Origin of the sequence: Caulobacter sp. CCG-8 (genome assembly GCF_037402475.1) — a bacterium.
Lineage (GTDB): Bacteria > Pseudomonadota > Alphaproteobacteria > Caulobacterales > Caulobacteraceae > Caulobacter.
The window spans coordinates 54063-71862 of sequence record NZ_JBBEUD010000002.1 but is presented as its reverse complement, the minus strand read 5'-3'; the positions used below and the strand labels follow the sequence as shown (position 1 = coordinate 71862).

General features: G+C 66.8%; 21 protein-coding genes and 2 tRNA genes. 3 read left to right on the top strand and 20 right to left on the bottom strand.

From position 1 onward, the window contains the following. Positions 1–4: 4 nt before the first annotated feature. The 18 genes from WAE60_RS01865 to WAE60_RS01780 all read right to left on the bottom strand — a co-directional run bounded on the left by WAE60_RS01865 (position 5) and on the right by WAE60_RS01780 (position 14398). The gene (locus WAE60_RS01865) at positions 5–1489 is read right to left on the bottom strand and encodes an NADH-quinone oxidoreductase subunit M (RefSeq protein ID WP_029913323.1); all 1485 of its coding nucleotides are present in this window, start codon (positions 1487–1489) and stop codon (positions 5–7) included. Positions 1490–1498: 9 nt separating this feature from the next. Continuing rightward, the gene (nuoL, locus tag WAE60_RS01860; RefSeq protein WP_337684642.1) at positions 1499–3589 is read right to left on the bottom strand and encodes an NADH-quinone oxidoreductase subunit L; all 2091 of its coding nucleotides are present in this window, start codon (positions 3587–3589) and stop codon (positions 1499–1501) included. A gap of 5 nt (positions 3590–3594) precedes the next feature. Beyond that, the gene (gene nuoK / locus WAE60_RS01855) at positions 3595–3900 is read right to left on the bottom strand and encodes an NADH-quinone oxidoreductase subunit NuoK (protein WP_029913321.1); all 306 of its coding nucleotides are present in this window, start codon (positions 3898–3900) and stop codon (positions 3595–3597) included. After that, on the bottom strand, positions 3897–4514 hold the full coding sequence (locus tag WAE60_RS01850; RefSeq protein ID WP_029913320.1) for an NADH-quinone oxidoreductase subunit J: 618 nt from the start codon (positions 4512–4514) through the stop codon (positions 3897–3899). Before WAE60_RS01850 ends, nuoK begins: the two co-directional genes overlap by 4 nt. A gap of 83 nt (positions 4515–4597) precedes the next feature. Next, positions 4598–5089, bottom strand: a complete 492-nt coding sequence (nuoI, locus tag WAE60_RS01845; RefSeq protein ID WP_019847591.1) for an NADH-quinone oxidoreductase subunit NuoI — start codon at positions 5087–5089, stop codon at positions 4598–4600. 10 nt (positions 5090–5099) lie between these two features. Then, positions 5100–5231 carry a hypothetical protein gene (locus WAE60_RS01840; RefSeq protein ID WP_337684635.1) on the bottom strand — a complete coding sequence of 44 codons (132 nt, stop codon included), beginning with the start codon at positions 5229–5231 and terminating at the stop codon, positions 5100–5102. Between the two features lie 101 nt (positions 5232–5332). Beyond that, on the bottom strand, positions 5333–5581 hold the full coding sequence (locus WAE60_RS01835; protein ID WP_337684633.1) for a hypothetical protein: 249 nt from the start codon (positions 5579–5581) through the stop codon (positions 5333–5335). After that, positions 5578–6648, bottom strand: coding sequence for an NADH-quinone oxidoreductase subunit NuoH (gene nuoH, locus WAE60_RS01830; protein ID WP_337684632.1), 1071 nt, complete (start codon positions 6646–6648; stop codon positions 5578–5580). Before nuoH ends, WAE60_RS01835 begins: the two co-directional genes overlap by 4 nt. A gap of 4 nt (positions 6649–6652) precedes the next feature. Then, positions 6653–8713, bottom strand: coding sequence for an NADH-quinone oxidoreductase subunit NuoG (gene nuoG / locus WAE60_RS01825; protein ID WP_337684630.1), 2061 nt, complete (start codon positions 8711–8713; stop codon positions 6653–6655). Positions 8714–8719: 6 nt separating this feature from the next. Beyond that, on the bottom strand, positions 8720–10039 hold the full coding sequence (nuoF, locus tag WAE60_RS01820; RefSeq protein ID WP_337684629.1) for an NADH-quinone oxidoreductase subunit NuoF: 1320 nt from the start codon (positions 10037–10039) through the stop codon (positions 8720–8722). Between the two features lie 3 nt (positions 10040–10042). Further along, a complete protein-coding gene (locus WAE60_RS01815) occupies positions 10043–10309 on the bottom strand; it encodes a hypothetical protein (protein WP_337684627.1) in 267 nt (88 codons plus the stop codon). Beyond that, positions 10306–10536, bottom strand: a complete 231-nt coding sequence (locus WAE60_RS01810; RefSeq protein ID WP_337684624.1) for a hypothetical protein — start codon at positions 10534–10536, stop codon at positions 10306–10308. Before WAE60_RS01810 ends, WAE60_RS01815 begins: the two co-directional genes overlap by 4 nt. Beyond that, positions 10536–11222: an NADH-quinone oxidoreductase subunit NuoE gene (nuoE, locus tag WAE60_RS01805; RefSeq protein ID WP_337684623.1), complete on the bottom strand. Its 687-nt coding sequence runs from the start codon at positions 11220–11222 to the stop codon at positions 10536–10538. The genes WAE60_RS01810 and nuoE overlap by 1 nt, the downstream gene beginning before the upstream one ends. Continuing rightward, positions 11219–11551, bottom strand: a complete 333-nt coding sequence (locus tag WAE60_RS01800; protein WP_029913304.1) for a nuclear transport factor 2 family protein — start codon at positions 11549–11551, stop codon at positions 11219–11221. Before WAE60_RS01800 ends, nuoE begins: the two co-directional genes overlap by 4 nt. After that, positions 11548–12798, bottom strand: coding sequence for an NADH-quinone oxidoreductase subunit D (locus WAE60_RS01795; protein ID WP_029913301.1), 1251 nt, complete (start codon positions 12796–12798; stop codon positions 11548–11550). The genes WAE60_RS01800 and WAE60_RS01795 overlap by 4 nt, the downstream gene beginning before the upstream one ends. Positions 12799–12801: 3 nt before the next feature. After that, the gene (locus WAE60_RS01790; RefSeq protein WP_337684620.1) at positions 12802–13437 is read right to left on the bottom strand and encodes an NADH-quinone oxidoreductase subunit C; all 636 of its coding nucleotides are present in this window, start codon (positions 13435–13437) and stop codon (positions 12802–12804) included. Next, positions 13434–14051, bottom strand: a complete 618-nt coding sequence (locus WAE60_RS01785) for an NADH-quinone oxidoreductase subunit B (RefSeq protein ID WP_156035777.1) — start codon at positions 14049–14051, stop codon at positions 13434–13436. The genes WAE60_RS01790 and WAE60_RS01785 overlap by 4 nt, the downstream gene beginning before the upstream one ends. Beyond that, positions 14021–14398 (bottom strand): NADH-quinone oxidoreductase subunit A, encoded by a 378-nt coding sequence (locus WAE60_RS01780; RefSeq protein ID WP_029913296.1) that lies wholly within the window; start codon positions 14396–14398, stop codon positions 14021–14023. The genes WAE60_RS01785 and WAE60_RS01780 overlap by 31 nt, the downstream gene beginning before the upstream one ends. 277 nt (positions 14399–14675) lie before the next feature. On the opposite strand from WAE60_RS01780, the gene WAE60_RS01775 reads away from it, so the two are divergent. Together WAE60_RS01775 and WAE60_RS01770 are read left to right on the top strand one after the other, a co-directional pair. Continuing rightward, positions 14676–14752 (top strand) — tRNA-Asp (locus tag WAE60_RS01775). Positions 14753–14829: 77 nt separating this feature from the next. Continuing rightward, positions 14830–14906, top strand: a tRNA-Asp gene (locus WAE60_RS01770). 69 nt (positions 14907–14975) lie between these two features. On the opposite strand, the gene WAE60_RS01765 is transcribed toward WAE60_RS01770, so the two are convergent. Next, complete coding sequence (locus WAE60_RS01765; RefSeq protein ID WP_337684618.1) at positions 14976–15281, bottom strand: UBP-type zinc finger domain-containing protein; 306 nt, start codon at positions 15279–15281, stop codon at positions 14976–14978. Positions 15282–15405: 124 nt separating this feature from the next. On the opposite strand from WAE60_RS01765, the gene WAE60_RS01760 reads away from it, so the two are divergent. Next, entirely contained in the window at positions 15406–16422 is a 1017-nt protein-coding gene (locus WAE60_RS01760; protein ID WP_337684617.1) for an LLM class flavin-dependent oxidoreductase, read from the top strand. Here the strand turns inward: WAE60_RS01760 and WAE60_RS01755 are convergent. Then, the gene (locus WAE60_RS01755) at positions 16419–17651 is read right to left on the bottom strand and encodes a glycosyltransferase family 1 protein (RefSeq protein ID WP_029913290.1); all 1233 of its coding nucleotides are present in this window, start codon (positions 17649–17651) and stop codon (positions 16419–16421) included. The genes WAE60_RS01760 and WAE60_RS01755 overlap by 4 nt on opposite strands. Positions 17652–17800: the final 149 nt, after the last annotated feature.

Below are 17800 nucleotides of genomic sequence, written 5' to 3'. Positions count from 1 at the left end.
TCCCTCACCCGCCCACGGCGGCGCGCCAGGCGCCGACGAGCCCGTCGACGGACGACGCGGTCAGGTTGAACACAAGATTGGGGTAAACGCCGAGCACCAGGGTGCCGATGATCAGCGGGGCGAAGATCAGGATCTCGCGCTTGTCGAGGTCGGTGATGTCCTTGAGCTCGGGATTGACGATCTCGCCGAACATCACGCGACGGTACAGGTTCAGGGCGTAGACCGCCGAGAAGATGACGCCCGAGGCCGCCACCAGCGCCGTCCAGGTCGAGGCCTGGTAGGTGCCGGTCATGGTCAGGATCTCGCCGACGAAGCCCGAGGTGCCCGGCAGGCCGACATTGCCCATGGTGAAGAGCATGAAGACGGCCGCGTACCAGGGCATGCGGTTGGTGAGGCCGCCGTAGAAGGCGATCTCGCGGGTGTGCATGCGGTCATAGACCACGCCGACGCAGAGGAAGAGCGCGCCCGAGATCAGGCCGTGGCTCAGCATCTGGAAGATCGCGCCCTGCTCGCCCGCGGCGTTGCCCGAGAAGATGCCCATGGTCACGAAGCCCATGTGGGCGACGGACGAATAGGCGATCAGCTTCTTGATGTCGGTCTGACGGAAGGCGACCAGCGAGGTGTAGACGATGGCGATGGCCGATAGGGCGAACACCAGCGGCTGGAACAGCTCCGAGGCGTTGGGGAACATCGGCAGGCTGAAGCGCAGGAAGCCGTAACCGCCCATCTTCAGCAGGATGCCCGCCAGGATCACCGAACCGGCCGTGGGGGCCTCGACGTGGGCGTCGGGCAGCCAGGTGTGGACCGGCCACATCGGCATCTTGACCGCGAAGCTGGCGAAGAAGGCCAGCCACAGCCAGGTCTGCAGCCACGGGGCGAACTTGAAGACCATCAGCGCCGGGATCGACGAGGTGTGGGCGATCGAGATCATCGACAGGATCGCGGCCAGCATCAGCACCGAGCCGAGCAGGGTGTAGAGGAAGAACTTGTAGGCCGCGTAGACCCGGCGCTTGCCGCCCCAGATGCCGATGATCAGGAACATCGGAACCAGGCCGCCCTCGAAGAAGAGGTAGAACAGGATCAGGTCCAGGGCGCAGAACACGCCGATCACCAGGGTCTCGAGGACCAGGAAGCAGATCAGGTATTCGACCACCCGCTTCTCGACCGACTTCCAGCCGGCGATGATGCAGATCGGCAGCAGGAAGGTCGTCAGCAGGACGAACAGGATCGAGATCCCGTCCACGCCCATGCGGTAGTGCAGACCCGCGAACCAGCTGACGTCTTCCACGAACTGGAAGCCCGGGTCCTTGGCGTCGAACTGGGCGACCAGCACGACCGACAGGGCGAAGGTGACCAGGGTGGTCGCCAGGGCGATCCACTTGGCCAGGTTGTCCGTCTTGGCGTTGTCGCCGTGCAGGGCGCGGGCGCCGAGCAGCAGGACCACGCCGACGAGCGGGGCGAAGGTGGTGAGGCTGAGAAGGCCGGTCATCGATCTTCCCTAGTGGAAGCGGAACAGGGCGTAGGCCAGGAGCCCGGCGACACCGAGCAGCATGACGAACGCATAGTGGTAGAGGTAGCCGGACTGCAGCTTGCCGGTCCGACGGCCGACGTCGTAGCTGACGGCGCTGACGCCGTCGGGTCCGAAGCCGTCGATCAGCTTCTGGTCGCCGCCCTTCCAGAACAGGTCGCCGAGGAACTTGGTCAGGCGCACGAAGGTGGCCTGGTACAGCTCGTCGAAGAACCACTTGTTGTAGAAGAAGACGTACAGCGGGCCGTTGCGCGCCGCGAGCTTCTCGCCCAGGCGCTCGTCGCCCTTCACCAGATAGACCCAGACCGCGATCAGCAGGCCGACGATCGAGGCGATCAGCGGGCTGTACTTCACCAGCTCCGAAACCTCGTGGGCCTCGTGCAGCACGTGGTTGGTCGGGGCGTTGACGATCGCGCCGCGCCAGAACTCCTGCTGGTGGTGGCCCACGAAGAAGTCGTTGAAGAAGAAGCCGGCGAACACCGCGCCGATCGACAGCACGACCAGCGGGAACAGCATCACCCACGGGCTCTCGTGCGGCTTGTGATCATGGCCGTGGCCATGGTCGTCGTGCGCGTCCGGAAGCGGCTCGTCGTGGGTTTCGGCGTGGGCGTGGTCGTCATGGCCATGGGCGTCGTGCGCGTCATGCCCATGGTCGGCGGCGTGATGATCGTCGTGGCCCCAGCGGGCCTTGCCGTTGAAGGTGAAGAAGGCCAGGCGCCAGGAGTAGAACGAGGTCAGGCCCGCCACGATCACGCCGATCACGCCGGCGAACAGCGCGATGCCGTTGTGCTGGCCGGCGGCGAACGCCACCTCGATGATGGCGTCCTTCGAGTAGAAGCCGGCGAAGCCCAGGTGCAGCGGCGGGATGCCCAGGCCCGTGATGGCGATCGTGCCGATCGTCATGGCCAGGAAGGTCACCGGCAGCAGCTTGGCCAGGGCGCCGTAGCGGCGCATGTCCTGCTCGTGGTGCATGCCGTGGATCACCGAACCGGCGCCCAGGAACAGCAGCGCCTTGAAGAAGGCGTGGGTGAACAGGTGGAACATCGCCGCCTGATAGGCGCCGACGCCGGCCGCGAAGAACATGTAGCCCAGCTGCGAACAGGTCGAGTAGGCGATCACCCGCTTGATGTCGTTCTGGGTCAGGCCGACGGTCGCGGCGAACAGGGCCGTGACCGCGCCGATGACCGTGACGATGTTCTTGGCGACAGGTGCGTATTCGAACATCGGCGACAGCAGGCACAGCATGTAGACGCCGGCGGTGACCATGGTCGCCGCGTGGATCAGGGCCGAGACCGGGGTCGGGCCTTCCATGGCGTCCGGCAGCCAGGTGTGCAGGAAGAACTGCGCCGACTTGCCCATCGCGCCGATGAACAGCAGGAAGCAGGCGATGTCGACCAGCGGGAAGGTGTGGCCCGCGAACTCCCAGGTGCGCGAAGCGCCGGCGGCGATCTGCGGGAAGATCTCGTGGAACTGGATCGAACCGAACGCCCAGTAGGTGGTCATGATGCCCAGGGCGAAACCGAAGTCGCCCACGCGGTTCACGACGAAGGCCTTGATGGCCGCGCTGCTGGCCGAGGCCTTCTTGAACCAGAAGCCGATCAGCAGGTACGAGGCCAGGCCCACCCCTTCCCAGCCGAAGAACAGCTGCATGAAGTCGGCGGCGGTGACCAGGGCCAGCATAGCGAAGGTGAACAGCGACAGGTACGCGAAGAAGCGCGGCTTGCTGTCGTCCTCGGCCATGTAGCCCCAGGAATAGATGTGCACGAGGGCCGAGACCGTCGTCACCACGATCAGCATCACGCTCGACAGGGCGTCGATGCGGATGGACCAGTTGGAGACGAAGTTGCCCACGTGGATGAAGGGCAGCAGGTTGACCGTGAAGGCCTCCATGTGCCCCCAGGTCCACTGGCTGAACGTGTACCAGCCCAGGGCGCAGCTGAGGATGAGCGCGCCCGTGGTGATCGCCTGCGAGGCGACGTTGCCGATGCGGCGGCCGAAGAGGCCGGCGATGATCGCGGCGACCAGCGGCGCGAGGACGAGGATGGTGACGAGAGTCTGCACTGCGATCAGCCCTTCATCACGCTGGCGTCGTCGACGGCGATGTCACCGCGGTTACGGAAGAACGTCACCAGGATGGCCAGGCCGACGGCCGCTTCAGCCGCGGCCACGGTCAGCACGAACATGGCGAAGACCTGCCCCACCACGTCATGCAGGAAGACCGAGAAGGCCACCAGGTTGATGTTCACCGCCAGCAGGATCAGCTCGATCGACATCAGGATGACGATGATGTTCTTGCGGTTCACGAAGATGCCGAAGACGCCGATCGTGAACAGGATGGCGGCGACGACGAGATAGTGAGACAGGCCGATCATTCGCTGATCCCCTCGCCCGGCTTGATTTGCACCAGTTCCATCCCGGTCTTGGGCGTGCGGGCGTTCTGCTTGCCGATGTTCTGGCGCTTGACGCCCGGCTTGTGACGCAGGGTCAGGACGATGGCGCCGATCATGGCCACCAGCAGCACCAGGCCCGCCAGTTGGAAGAAGAAGACGTAGTCGGTGTAGAGCACCCGGCCGATCGCCTCGGTGTTCGGCACGCCGACCGGCGAGGCCAGGGGCTCGGCGTTCTTGCCGGCCGCGCCGCCGGCGACGACCGAGGCCGCCACCATGATCATCTCGATCGTCAGCACGCCGCCGACCAGACCGCCGATCGGCAGGTACTGGGCGAAGCCCTGCCGCAGCTCGGCGAAGTCCACGTCGAGCATCATCACGACGAACAGGAACAGCACCGCGACCGCGCCCACATAGACGACGATCAGCAGCATCGCGAGGAACTCCGCGCCCATCAGGACGAAGAGGCCCGCGGCCGAGAAGAAGGCGGTGATCAGGAAGAGCACCGAGTGCACGGGGTTCTTGGCCGAGACGACGAGAAGACCCGCCACCACGGTCGCTACCGCGAGCAAATAGAAAGCTATCGCCGGCAAGGCCATTGGCCCAGGTGCTCCCTCAAAAACCATAAAACAACGACGGGTCGGGGGACCGGTCGCTTACCCTCGGAATCGCGCCCCGTCCTTTAGCGGTAGGGCGCGTCCAACTCCAGATTCTTCGCGATCAGCCGTTCCCAACGGTCGCCGTTGTCGAGCAGCTTTTCCTTGTCGTAGTAGAGCTCTTCGCGCGTCTCGACCGCGAACTCGATGTTCGGGCCCTCGACGATGGCGTCCACCGGGCAGGCCTCCTGGCACAGGCCGCAGTAGATGCACTTGACCATGTCGATGTCGTAGCGGGTCGTGCGGCGGCTGCCGTCGTCGCGCGGCTCGGCCTCGATGGTGATGGCCTGGGCCGGGCAGATGGCCTCGCACAGCTTGCAGGCGATGCAGCGCTCTTCGCCCGACGGATAGCGGCGCAGGGCGTGCTCGCCGCGGAAACGGGGCGACTGCGGGCCGCGCTCGTTCGGATAGATCACCGTCTTCTTCGGCGCGAGCATGTACTTCATGCCCAGGCCGAAGGCGCCCGCGAAGTCGAGCAGGGCCACGCCCTTGACCGCCTGTGTGATGCGCTGGAACACCAGAGCTCTCCTAACACTTCTCTTTTGGGAGGGGACGCACGTCCCTGCCCGCTTCGACCTGTTCCCGGCGGATGGACTGCCGGATCACGCATTCCTTGGTCTTGGCCTCGGCTTGCCGCCGCGCCTCGACCTGTTCGTCCATGGAGCCAGTCCGTGGCGGCGGAAGGCCGCGCGGGTGCTCCAAGCCGGCGCATCCGGACAGGACGATCAAGGCGATCATTCCGGTCCAGCGCGCCTTCCGCGTCATTTTCCGCCCTTCGGAATGACGCAGGTGTAGTTCGAAAGCTGAGCGGGGTCGCCCCCGTCCTGCTTGGCTTCGATCTTGCCGCCGTCGGCGGCGCATTGCTCGCTGTCGCGCCGCAGCTGGTCGTAGCTGACCGTGCCGCGCCCCAGCGAATAGGACGTCTTGGCCGGGGGCGCGCCGTCGGTGGCGCAGCCGGCCAGGGCCAGACCCAGCGCGGTCAGCGCCAGGTATGTCCCCTTCCCGATCACCCCTGGATCCCGAAGATGCGCCAGGCCGAAACCAGCATCACCAGCACCAGCGACATCGGCAGGAAGACCTTCCAGCCCAGCCGCATCAGCTGGTCGTAGCGGTAGCGGGGCACGATGGCCTTGGCCATGGCGATCATGAAGAACCAGAAGACGATCTTGGCGAAGAACACCAGGGCCAGGAACAGATTGGCCAGGAACAGCGGCCAGCTGGCCAGGAAGCCCGTCGGGAAGCCCGGGTTCCAGCCGCCGAAGAACAGGACGCTGATCATCGCGCACATCAGGACGATGTTCGAATATTCGGCGACCATGAACAGCAGGTACGGGGTCGAGCTGTACTCGACCTGGTAACCGGCCACGAGTTCGGATTCGGCTTCGGGCAGGTCGAACGGCGGGCGGTTGGTCTCGGCCAGGGCCGAGATGAAGAACATGCCCATGGCGATGACCATGACCGGGATCAGGACCAGGTTGTGCAGGCCGCCGCCGAAGACGTTCCAGTTCCAGATCCAGCCCGACTGCTTCTCGACGATGGTCGACAGGTTCATCGAACCGGCCAGCAGGATCACCGTGATGATGATCAGACCGATCGAGACTTCGTACGACACCATCTGCGCCGCCGAGCGCAGCGCGCCCAGGAACGGGTACTTCGAGTTCGAAGCCCAGCCGCCCATGATGATGCCGTAGACGCCCAGCGAGCTCATCGCCAGCAGGTACAGGATGCCGACGTTGAGGTTGGAGACCACCCAGCCCGGCGCGAACGGCACCACGGCCCAGCCCACGAAGGCCAGGACCAGGCTCAGCAGCGGGGCCAGCAGGAAGATCACCTTGTCGGCGCCGGCCGGGATGATGATCTCCTTCAGCACGAACTTGAAGAAGTCGGCGAAGGACTGCAGCAGGCCGAACGGACCCACCACGTTGGGGCCCTTGCGCATCTGCACGCCGGCCCAGATCTTGCGGTCGGCCAGCAGCAGGAACGCCAGGCTCAGCAGCACCCAGATCACGACCAGCAGGATCCCGCCGGTCGTCAGCAGGGTCCAGGTCACCGCGGGGTTCGAGAAGAATTCGCTCACCGGCCTACTCCGCCGCGATCTTGGCGGCGCCCGAAGCCGTGGCCGCGCATTCGGCCATGGTCACGCTGGCGCGCGCGATGGGGTTGGTCAGGTGGAAGGCCTTGATCGGGCTTTCGAACGGAGCGTCCGACAGCTCGCCCGCGCCGCCCAGGCCCGACAGGTCGAACGACGTCGCCACCGAACCCGGGGCGTAGTCGATCTGGCCAAAGGTGGGGTGCTCGGCGAACAGCTTGGCGCGCAGCTGGTCCAGGCTGTCGTAGGGCAGCTTGGCGCCCAGGTGCTCGGACAGGGCCCGCAGGATCGACCAGTCTTCCTTGGCCTCGCCCTTCGGGAACACCGCGCGCTCGCCCATCTGGACGCGGCCTTCGGTGTTCACATACAGGCCGTTCTTCTCGGTGTAGGCCGCGCCCGGCAGGATGACGTCGGCCTTGTGGGCGCCGTTGTCGCCGTGGGTGCCCAGATAGACCTTGAAGGCGTCCGAGGCGGCGGTCTCGCACTCGTCGGCGCCCAGCAGGAACAGCACGTCCAGCGCGCCCGGCTTCAGCATGTCCGCCGTCGACAGGCCGCCCTCGCCCGGGACGAAGCCCAGGTCCAGGCCGGCCACGCGCGCCGCGGCGGTGTGCAGCACGTTCCAGCCGTTCCAGCCGTCGCGCACGACGCCGAAGGTTTTGGCCACGGCGGCGGCGGCCTTCAGCACGGCGGCGCCGTCGGCGCGGCTCAGCGCGCCCTGGCCGATGATGATGGCCGGACGCTCGGCGTTCTTCAGGGCCGTGACGAAGTCGTTCTTGGCCTTGGCCAGGCCCGACAGGGTCTTGGTCCCGGCGCCCAGGTAGTCGTAGTCGAAGGTCAGGTCGGCCTGTTCGCCGATCACGCCGAAGCGGGTCTTGCCGGCGATCCACTGCTTGCGGAAGCGGGCGTTCAGGACCGGGGCCTCGAGGCGCGGATTGGCGCCGACGAACAGCACCACGTCGGCGTTCTCGATGCCGGCGATGGTCGAGTTGAACAACCAGCTTTCGCGCGGGCCGGCGCCCAGGGCCGAGCCGTCCTGGCGGGCGTCCAGGTTCTTCACGCCCAGGGCGGTGAAGAGGTCCTTGGTGGCCTTCAGGCTCTCGGCGTCCTGCAGGTCGCCGGCGATGACGCCGACGCGCTCCGGCTTGGCGGCCTTGATCTTGGCGGCGACGGCGGCGAAGGCCTGGGCCCACGAGGCCGGCTGCAGCTTGCCGCCGACGCGGACGTACGGGCGGTCCAGGCGCTGACGCTGCAGGCCGTCGACGGCGTAGCGCGTCTTGTCGCTGATCCACTCCTCGTTGACGTCCTCGTTGACGCGCGGCAGCACGCGGAGCACCGCGGCGCCGCGGGCGTCGACGCGGATGGCGGAGCCCAGGGCGTCCATGACGTCCACGCTCTCGGTCTTCTTCAGCTCCCAGGGCCGCGCCTCGAAGGCGTAGGGCTTGGAGGTCAGGGCGCCGACCGGGCACAGGTCGATGACGTTGGCGCTCAGCTCCGACGTCACCGCCGCGCCCAGATAGGTCGTGATTTCAACGTCTTCGCCGCGCGAGATCAGACCGATCTCCGGCGAGCCGGCCACCTCGGTGATGAAGCGGACGCAGCGCGTGCACTGGATGCAGCGGGTCATCACGGTCTTGATGAGCGGGCCCATGGCCTTCTCTTCGACCGCGCGCTTGTTCTCTTCGTAACGGCTGTCGTCGCGGCCATAGCCCATGGCCTGGTCCTGCAGGTCGCACTCGCCGCCCTGGTCGCAGATCGGGCAATCCAGCGGGTGGTTGATGAGCAGGAACTCCATCACCCCTTCGCGGGCCTTCTTGACCATCGGGGTCTTGGTGAAGATCTCCTGGCCCTCGGCGGCCGGCAGGGCGCACGACGCCTGCGGCTTCGGCGGACCGGGCTTCACCTCGACCAGGCACATGCGGCAGTTGCCGGCGATGCTCAGACGCTCGTGATAGCAGAAACGCGGGATCTCTTCCCCGGCCAGCTCCGCCACCTGCAGAACCGTCATGCCGGGCTCGAACTCGACCTCGACGCCGTTGACCTTGGCGATTGCCATAATCGTTTACTCCGCCGCGATCAGCTTGGCGCCCTGCACGTGCAGGCGACCGCTACGATAGGATGCGATCCGGTCCTCCACCTCGTGGCGGAAGTGACGGAACAGGCCCTGGATCGGCCAGGCGGCCGCGTCGCCCAGGGCGCAGATGGTGTGACCCTCGACCTGGGTCGTGACGTCCAGCAGGGTGTCGATCTCTTTCGGATCGGCCTCGCCGGTGGCCATGCGCTCCATGACCCGCCACATCCAGCCGGTGCCTTCGCGGCACGGCGTGCACTGGCCGCAGCTCTCGTGCTTGTAGAAGTACGACAGGCGGGCGATGGCGCGGACCAGGTCGGTGGACTTGTCCATGACGATGACGGCGGCGGTGCCCAGGCCCGACTTCAGGTTCCGCAGGGCGTCGAAGTCCATCGGCAGGTCTTCGCACTGCTCGGCGGGGATCATCGGCACCGACGATCCGCCCGGGATCACGGCCTTCAGGTTGCCCCAGCCGCCGCGGATGCCGCCGCAGTGGTCTTCCATCAGCTGACGGAAGGGGATGCTCATGGCTTCTTCGACGTTGCAGGGCAGGTTCACGTGGCCCGAGACGCAGAACAGCTTGGTGCCGGCGTTGTTCGGACGGCCGAAGCCCGCGAACCACGACGCGCCGCGACGCAGGATCGTGCCGGCGACGGCGATCGACTCGACGTTGTTGACCGTGGTCGGCATGCCGTAGAGGCCCGCGCCGGCCGGGAACGGCGGCTTCAGGCGCGGCTGGCCCTTCTTGCCTTCCAGGCTTTCCAGCAGGGCCGTCTCTTCGCCGCAGATATAGGCGCCGGCGCCGTGGTGGACGTGGAGCTCGAAGTCCCAGCCGTGGACGTTGTTCTTGCCGATCAGCTTGGCCTCGTAGGCCTGCTTGATGGCGGCTTCCAGCACTTCGCGTTCACGGACGTATTCGCCGCGGATGTAGATGTAGCAGGCGTGGGCCAGCATGGCGCGCGAGGCGATCAGGCAGCCCTCGATCAGGAGGTGCGGGTCATGCCGCATGATCTCCCGGTCCTTGCAGGTGCCCGGCTCGGACTCGTCGGCGTTGACGACCAGGTAGTGCGGACGGCCGTCCTTCACTTCCTTGGGCATGAACGACCACTTCAGGCCGGTGCCGAAGCCCGCCCCGCCCCGGCCGCGCAGGCCGGAGTTCTTCATGTTGTCGATAATCCAGTCGCGCCCGGCGTCCAGGATGTCCTTGGTGCCATTCCAGCAGCCGCGCTTCTTCGCGCCCTCGAGGCCCCAATCCTGGAGACCGTAGAGGTTCGTGAAGATGCGGTCCTTGTCTTCGAGGATACCGACCATGACTCAGCTTTGCGGATCGAATGGATGGGCGCGCACATAGCGCGTCCGACGAATGATGACATAGGCGAAAAGCGACCAGGCGGCGCCTATCACCAGGAAAGCGACGGGAACGGCCCAGCCGGGCGCCCCCTGGCCCATTCGGCCCCAGATCAGGAGCAGGGCTCCGACCAGGGAGCCCAGCAGGCCCGCGATGCGCTCGTTGCGGTAAAGACCCCGGATGGTCTTCACATAGGCCACGCGCTTGGCCAGGAGTTCGGAATCGTCGGTCACGACGCCCTGCCCTCCTCGTCCTGCTTGGCGGCCTTCATCCAGCCCAGGATGAACCAGATCTGCGCGCCCAGGCCCACGGCGATGGCGCCGATGAACACCGGCGCCAGCCAGCCCTGCTTGAAGGCGACGTAGCCAATGATCGCCGCGCCGGCCAGCACGAAGCAGACCGCGTCGATGGCGAACATCGCGGTCAGTCGCTTCTTCTGGATGGCGTCGGCGTGCTGCATCAGGCGGCGGGCTCCGCCTTCGGAGCCTTCTTCGGCTTCTCGGGCAGGTTCGGGATCTTGATCTTCTTGGCCGCCGAACCGTCGTACAGCTTCGGATCGGTCAGGGTCTGGATCTTGCCCTTGGGCTCCGACGCGCCGCGGCCTTCGTAGCTGCCCGGCTTGGGCGACTTGCCGGCGGCGAAGTCGTCCAGGATCTGGGCCAGGCTCTCCGGCGTCAGGTCCTCGTAATAATAGTCGTTGATGGCGGCCATCGGCGCGTTGCAACAGGCGCCCAGGCACTCGACCTCTTCCCAGCTGAACTTGCCGTCGGCCGAAACCTCATGGGCCTCGCCGATCTTGGCCTTCAGCACGGCCTTCAGGTCCAGCGCGCCGCGCAGCTGGCACGGCGTGGTGCCGCACAGCTGGACGAAGGCCACCTTGCCGACCGGCTGCAGCTGGAACATCACGTAGAAGGTGGCGACCTCCAGCACGCGGATGACCGGCATCTGCAGTTGCTTGGCGATCTCCTGGATGGCGGGTTCGGAAACCCAGCCTTCCTGCTTCTGGGCCAGCCACAGCATCGGGATCACCGCCGACTGCTTGCGCTCGGCGGGGTACTTGGCCTTCCACCAGTCGGCCTTGGCCTGGCTGTCCTTCGAGAAGGCGAAGCTGGCGGGTTGCTCTTTAGCGAGACGACGAACGCTCATCGGGCGAAATCCACGCGGGCGATCTTGTCGCCCCTGAAGGTGTAGATGGCGGCGACCTGGAACGGCGCGTCGCCGTTGCCGCGATCGACGTGCTCGTGGTCGATCACGTTCGAGCCGACCACGATGCGGTTGAGGAGCTTGGCCTTGTTGTTCGGGAACTGCGCGAACGCGGCCTCGTACCAGGCGCGATAGGCCTCGATGCCCGTGCGCGCCACGTCGCCGTTCAGGCCGGCGACCACGACGTCGTCGGTGAAGTGGGCGCAGTGGGCGTCCAGGTCCTGGGCGTTGTAGGCGTCCAGCTGGGCTTGGGCGATGTCGACCAGGCTCACCGGTCCACCTCGCCGAACACGATGTCGAGCGAGCCCAGGATGGCCGAGACGTCGGCCAGCTGGTGGCCGCGGTTCATCCAGTCCATGGCGGCCAGGTGCGAGAAGCCCGGAGCCTTGATCTTGCAGCGGTACGGCTTGTTGGTGCCGTTACTGACCACATAGACGCCGAACTCCCCCTTGGGCGCCTCGACGGCCGCGTAGACCTCGCCTTCCGGCGTGCGGAAGCCTTCGGTGTAGAGCTTGAAGTGGTGGATCAGGGCTTCCATCGACCGCTTCATCTCGGCGCGGCGCGGCGGAGCCACCTTGTTGTCCTCGGTCATCACCGGGCCAGGCGTGGCGCGCAGCATGGCGACGGCCTGCAGGATGATCTTGGTCGACTCGCGCATCTCCTGCATGCGGCAGAGATAGCGATCGTAGCAGTCGCCGTTCTTGCCCAGCGGAATGTCGAACTCGAAGTCGTTGTAGTTCTCGTAGGGCTGGCTGCGGCGCAGGTCCCAGGCCAGGCCCGAACCGCGCACCATCACGCCGGAGAAGCCCCAGGCCAGCGCGTCTTCCTTGGTCACCACGCCGATGTCGACGTTGCGCTGCTTGAAGATGCGGTTGTCGGTGATCAGGCCTTCGATGTCGTCGCAAATCTTGGGGAAGGCCTTCGCCCAGGTCTCGATGTCGTCGACCAGCGACGGGGTCAGGTCCTGGTGGACGCCGCCCGGACGGAAATAGTTGGCGTGCAGGCGAGCGCCGCAGGCGCGCTCGTAGAACACCATCAGCTTCTCGCGCTCCTCGAAGCCCCAGAGCGGCGGCGTCAGGGCGCCGACGTCCATGGCCTGGGTCGTCACGTTCAGCAGGTGGTTCAGGATGCGGCCGATCTCGCAGAACAGCACGCGCACGATCTGGCCGCGCTTGGGCACTTCAACGCCCAGCAGCTTCTCGATGGCCAGGCAGAACGCGTGTTCCTGGTTCATCGGCGCCACGTAGTCGAGGCGGTCGAAGTACGGGATGTTCTGGAGGTAGGTGCGGGCCTCCATCAGCTTCTCGGTGCCGCGATGCAGCAGGCCGATGTGCGGATCGACGCGCTCGACGATCTCGCCGTCCAGCTCCAGCACCAAGCGCAGCACGCCGTGCGCGGCCGGGTGTTGCGGGCCGAAGTTGATGTTGAACTTGCGGACCGGGGTTTCCGGCACGGCCGGCAGCGACGGCGCGTCGTGGAAGAAGTCGGTCGCGGCGGCGGGGGAATTGGAACCAGTCATGACTTACTTCCCAGCCTTCTCGTCGCCCGGCAGGGCGTACTTGGCGCCCTCCCACGGGGACAGGAAGTCGAACGCACGGAACTCGGTGATCTTCACGGGCTCGTAGACCACGCGCTTCAGCTCATCGTCGTAGCGGACCTCGACATAGCCCGTCATCGGGAAGTCCTTCCGCAGCGGGTGGCCGTGGAAGCCGTAGTCGGTCAGGATTCGACGCAGGTCGGGGTGACCGTCGAAGAAGATCCCGTACATGTCGAAGGCTTCGCGCTCGAACCAGTCGGCCACCGGAAACACCGGGGTCGCGCTGGGGACAGCGGTGTCCTCGTCGGTCTGGACCTTGAAGCGCACGCGATGGTTCTTCACCAGCGACAGCAGGTGGTAGACCACGTCGAAACGACGCTCGCGCTCCGGATAGTCGACGCCCGTCAGGTCCACCAGCTGGTGGAAGCGGTAGTCGGGGTGGTCGCGCAGGAAGGTCAGCGCCTGGACGACGCGATTGGCCGGGCCCAGCAGGTTCAGCTCGCCGAACGCCACGTGGAACGCGGTGATCGCGCCCGCCGAATTGGCGACGATGGCCTGACCCAGGGCTTCCAGGGGCGACAGGGCCGGGACTTCGGCCTCGGTGGCGGTCACGTCGGTCATCGCTCGATCGTCCCCGTGCGACGGATCTTCTTCTGAAGCTGCAGCACGCCGTAGACCAGGGCCTCGGCGGTGGGCGGGCAGCCGGGAACATAGATGTCGATCGGCACCACGCGGTCGCAGCCGCGCACGACGCTGTAGCTGTAGTAGTAGTAGCCGCCGCCGTTGGCGCAGCTGCCCATCGAGATGACGTAGCGGGGCTCGGGCATCTGGTCGTAGACCTTGCGCAGAGCCGGGGCCATCTTGTTGGTCAGCGTGCCGGCGACGATCATCACGTCGGACTGGCGCGGGCTGGCGCGCGGCGCGAAGCCGTAGCGCTCCAGGTCGTAGCGCGGCATGGCCGAGTGCATCATCTCGACGGCGCAGCACGCCAGGCCGAACGTCATCCACATCAGGCTGCCGGTGCGGGCCCAGGTGATCAGGTCGTCGGCGGCCGCCGTGACGAAGCCCTTGTCGGCCAGCTGGCCCGACAGGCCGTCGAAATAGGGGTCGTGCAGCTTGGGGTCATAGCCCTGCACCGTCGACCGCGCGGCGGAACCGGCGGGAACCAGGGGCGAGCTCGGGGCCGCGCCGGTGGGGGGAACGATCACTCCCATTCGAGGGCGCCCTTCTTCCATTCGTAGATGAAGCCGACGGTCAGAACGCCCAGGAAGACCATCATCGACCAGAAGGCGAAAGCGGCCACGTCGTGCGGCAGCTTCATCAGCGAAACGGCCCACGGGAACAGGAAGGCCACTTCCAGGTCGAAGATGATGAACAGGATCGAGACCAGATAGAACCGGACGTCGAACTTCATGCGCGCGTCGTCGAAAGCGTTGAAGCCGCATTCGTAGGCGGACAGCTTTTCAGGGTCCGGCGCCTTGGGGGCGAGCACCGCGGCCGCGAGGATGAAGACGATGCCGATGACCGCCGCGATCCCTAGGAAGATCACGATCGGCAGATACTGGAGAAGGAAGGCGTTCATGACAGCCCTTGGCTTGAATCGAGCGGGTTGTAGCTCAGTGTCGCCAAGGCTTCAAACGCCTCGGACACATTGAGAAACGGTCGCAACTAGGCCTCCCCTTACCTAACGTCGATCTGCCGGATACAGGCCGGCCGGCGCGCCGATCCACACGAAATCGCGGCCGCTCCGGCGACGTTTGATCTCTTCTTCGATATGGCCGTTGACACGAGTCTTCGCCCGACATATCAGACGCCCCTCGCCGAACGGCGGGTCGCACTTCGCTTCGGCGGAGCCAGATGCGGATGTAGCTCAGTTGGTTAGAGCGCCGGCCTGTCACGCCGGAGGTCGCGGGTTCAAGTCCCGTCATTCGCGCCACCTTCCCTGAAGTTGGCCGCACCCACCGCCAGTTTGGCTTACGGAACGACCGCGCCGGACACTTGTTCGCGCCCGACGCGGATGTAGCTCAGTTGGTTAGAGCGCCGGCCTGTCACGCCGGAGGTCGCGGGTTCAAGTCCCGTCATTCGCGCCATTTCCTTTCGTCCTCGACACGAAAATCCAAATCCCGCCCCTGGGCCCCCGCCCGGGGATTCGCCGCGTCTCAATAGAATCGCGGAATCGGTCCCGGATGCGGGGTCGGCTGATCGAACTCGAAGAACTCCTCGTCGACATAGCACCAGCCCCAGCCCTCCGGCGGATCGTAGCCCTCGATGATCGGGTGGCCCGTGGCCTTGAAATGCTTGGTGGCGTGCTTGTTCTTCGACTGGTCGCAGCAGCCGACATGGCCGCAGCTGCGGCAGAGCCGCAGGTGCAGCCAGGCGTCGCCGGTCTTCAGGCACTCCTCGCAACCGGCCGTTCCGGGCGTCACGTCCTGGATCTGGTCCAGATGGGTGCACTTCAACGCCATGAGCCTCTCCGTTCGCCGCCCGGCGGCGCGATTGTCCGCGGCGATTCCTGCGCCGATCGCCGCGCCGACGCTAGTACGAACCGGTCGCCTTGAGGTTCGCCTCCCGCGTTCCGATCTAGCGTGCATGTCGCACGCTCATCCCCTGCCCTTTTCCGTCCTCGACCTGGCCCCCGTCCCGCAAGGGACCGGCGTCGGCCAGGCCCTCCACAACAGCCTGGACCTGGCCCGCCACGCCGAACAGTTGGGCTATCACCGCTACTGGCTGGCCGAGCATCACAACATGCCGGGAATCGCCAGCGCCGCGACCGCCGTGGTCATCGGCCACGTGGCGGCCGGGACCTCGACGATCCGGGTCGGTTCGGGCGGAGTGATGCTGCCCAACCACGCGCCGCTGATGGTGGCCGAGGCCTTCGGCACCCTGGCGGCCCTCTATCCCGGTCGCATCGATCTGGGCCTGGGCCGCGCGCCGGGCACCGACCAGGCCACCATGCGGGCCCTGCGCCGCTACATGGGCGCGGTCGACAGCTTCGCCCAGGACGTCGTCGAACTGCAGGCCTGGTTCAAGCCCGCCCAACCGGGCCAGGCCGTGCGCGCCGTGCCCGGCGAAGGCCAGGACGTACCGCTGTGGCTGCTGGGCTCCAGCACCTACAGCGCCCAGCTGGCCGCCGCCCTGGGCCTGCCGTTCGCCTTCGCGGCCCACTTCGCCCCCGACCAGCTGATGGAGGCCATCGCCATCTATCGGCGGACCTTCAAGCCGTCGGAAGCCCAGGCCCAGCCCTATGTGCTGGTCTGCATCGGCGTTTGCGCGGCCGACACCGACGAGGAGGCCCGCCGCCTGTTCACGTCCAGCCAGCAGCAGTTCGTGGCGCTGAGGCGCGGCAATCCCGGCCTGCTGCCGCCGCCGGTCGACGACATCCGCGACGTCGCCTCGGAATCGGAGATCGCGGGCCTGGACCACACCTTCCGCTATTCGGCGATCGGCTCGCCCGAGACGGTCCGCGCTAAGATCCAGAAGGTGCTGGACGCCACCGGCGCCGACGAGCTGATGGCCGCCTCGCAGATCCACGACCACGCCGCGCGGAAACGGTCCTACGAGATTCTGGCCGACGTGCGCGGCCGCCTCACCCAGGCCGCGGCCTAGTTCCAGCCGATCGTTTCGAGGACCGGCTGTTCCGCGTCCTCGAACGCGGCGCAGCCGGTCAGGCGGCCGTAGATCGCCGACAGCTTGCGGAACACCGGGTCCCAGCCGTGCCGCAGCTCGGCCCGCAGGCGGGCGGCCTGGCCCAGGGCCACCATGTCGCGCGCGAACACAGACTCCACCGCCTCGGCGAAGGCGCGGGCTTCCGAGGCCGTGGCCAGGGCGCCGACGGTCTCGTCCACGGACTCGGCCACGCCGCCGGCCGCCACGCCGATCACCGGCAGGCCGCAGGCCATGGCCTCCAGCACGATCAGGCCGAAGGGTTCGTTGTCGTTGGCGTGGACGAAGGCGTCGCAGCCGGCCAGCACGGCGGCCAGGCTCTGCGGGTCGCGCTGATAGTCCATGCAGATCACCCGGTCGCTGGACGGCGCGCCGCCGCCGGCGCCCACGAACAGCAGCACATAGGGGTCGCCCAGCCGCTCGACCGCCTCGACCAGCACGTCCAGCTTCTTCTCGCGGGCCGGACGGCCGGCGAACACCAGGATGCGATGGCGGCTGGTCAGGCCCAGGCGCCGGCGCAGGGCCTCGCGGTCGCCGCGATGGGGATTGAAGATCTCGGTGTCGACGCCCAGCGGCAGGCCGATCGCGTCCTTGACGCCGGCCTCGATCAGCCGGCCGGCGATGAACTGGCTGGGGGCCACGGCCTGGTCGAACTGGCTGTAGATCGCCGCCCAGCGCTTCTGGACCGGCTTCTCGGCCCACTCGCCGATGTGCAAGGCGGCCAGGGCGCCGAGATCGGTATGGCAGAAGCCCACGACGGGCACGCCCAGGGCGTCGCCGGCCTTCAGGGCGGCCAGGCCGGGCGTGTACGGATCACCGGCCTCGATGATGTCGGGGCGCTGGCGGATCAGCCGCTCCATCCAGGCGTTCTTGACCACCGGCCAGCGATAGCCGTCGCCGAACGGCAGCGGCGCCGCGTAGATCGAAACCCGTCCGTGCCCGTCGTGTGCGTCGCGCGGACCGGGCACGACCAGGGTGTGGCGCACCTGCGGCCGATTCGCCGCGATCCAGGTCCGCTTCGAGTTCAGATAGCGGCGCACGCCGCCGCTGCGGGGCGCGTACAGCATGGTGGTGTCGACCAGCCTGATCGGCTTTCCGCCGGACCGGACCGCCTTGAACTGGGGGTCTTCCGCCTCGCCGAACGTCGAGAGCTGATCAAACCTCAAATCCATCACGCCGGAACCTCGCTTGTCAGCCGCGTCCGTCGTGACGGTCGCAGAGCCTTAAGACACTCACGGGGACGGAGGTTCCTCCGAAGCTGAACCGGTGTCCAGCGCTCGCAGCACGCCACGTCGCGAGAGGGCCTCGCGCAGCAGCATTT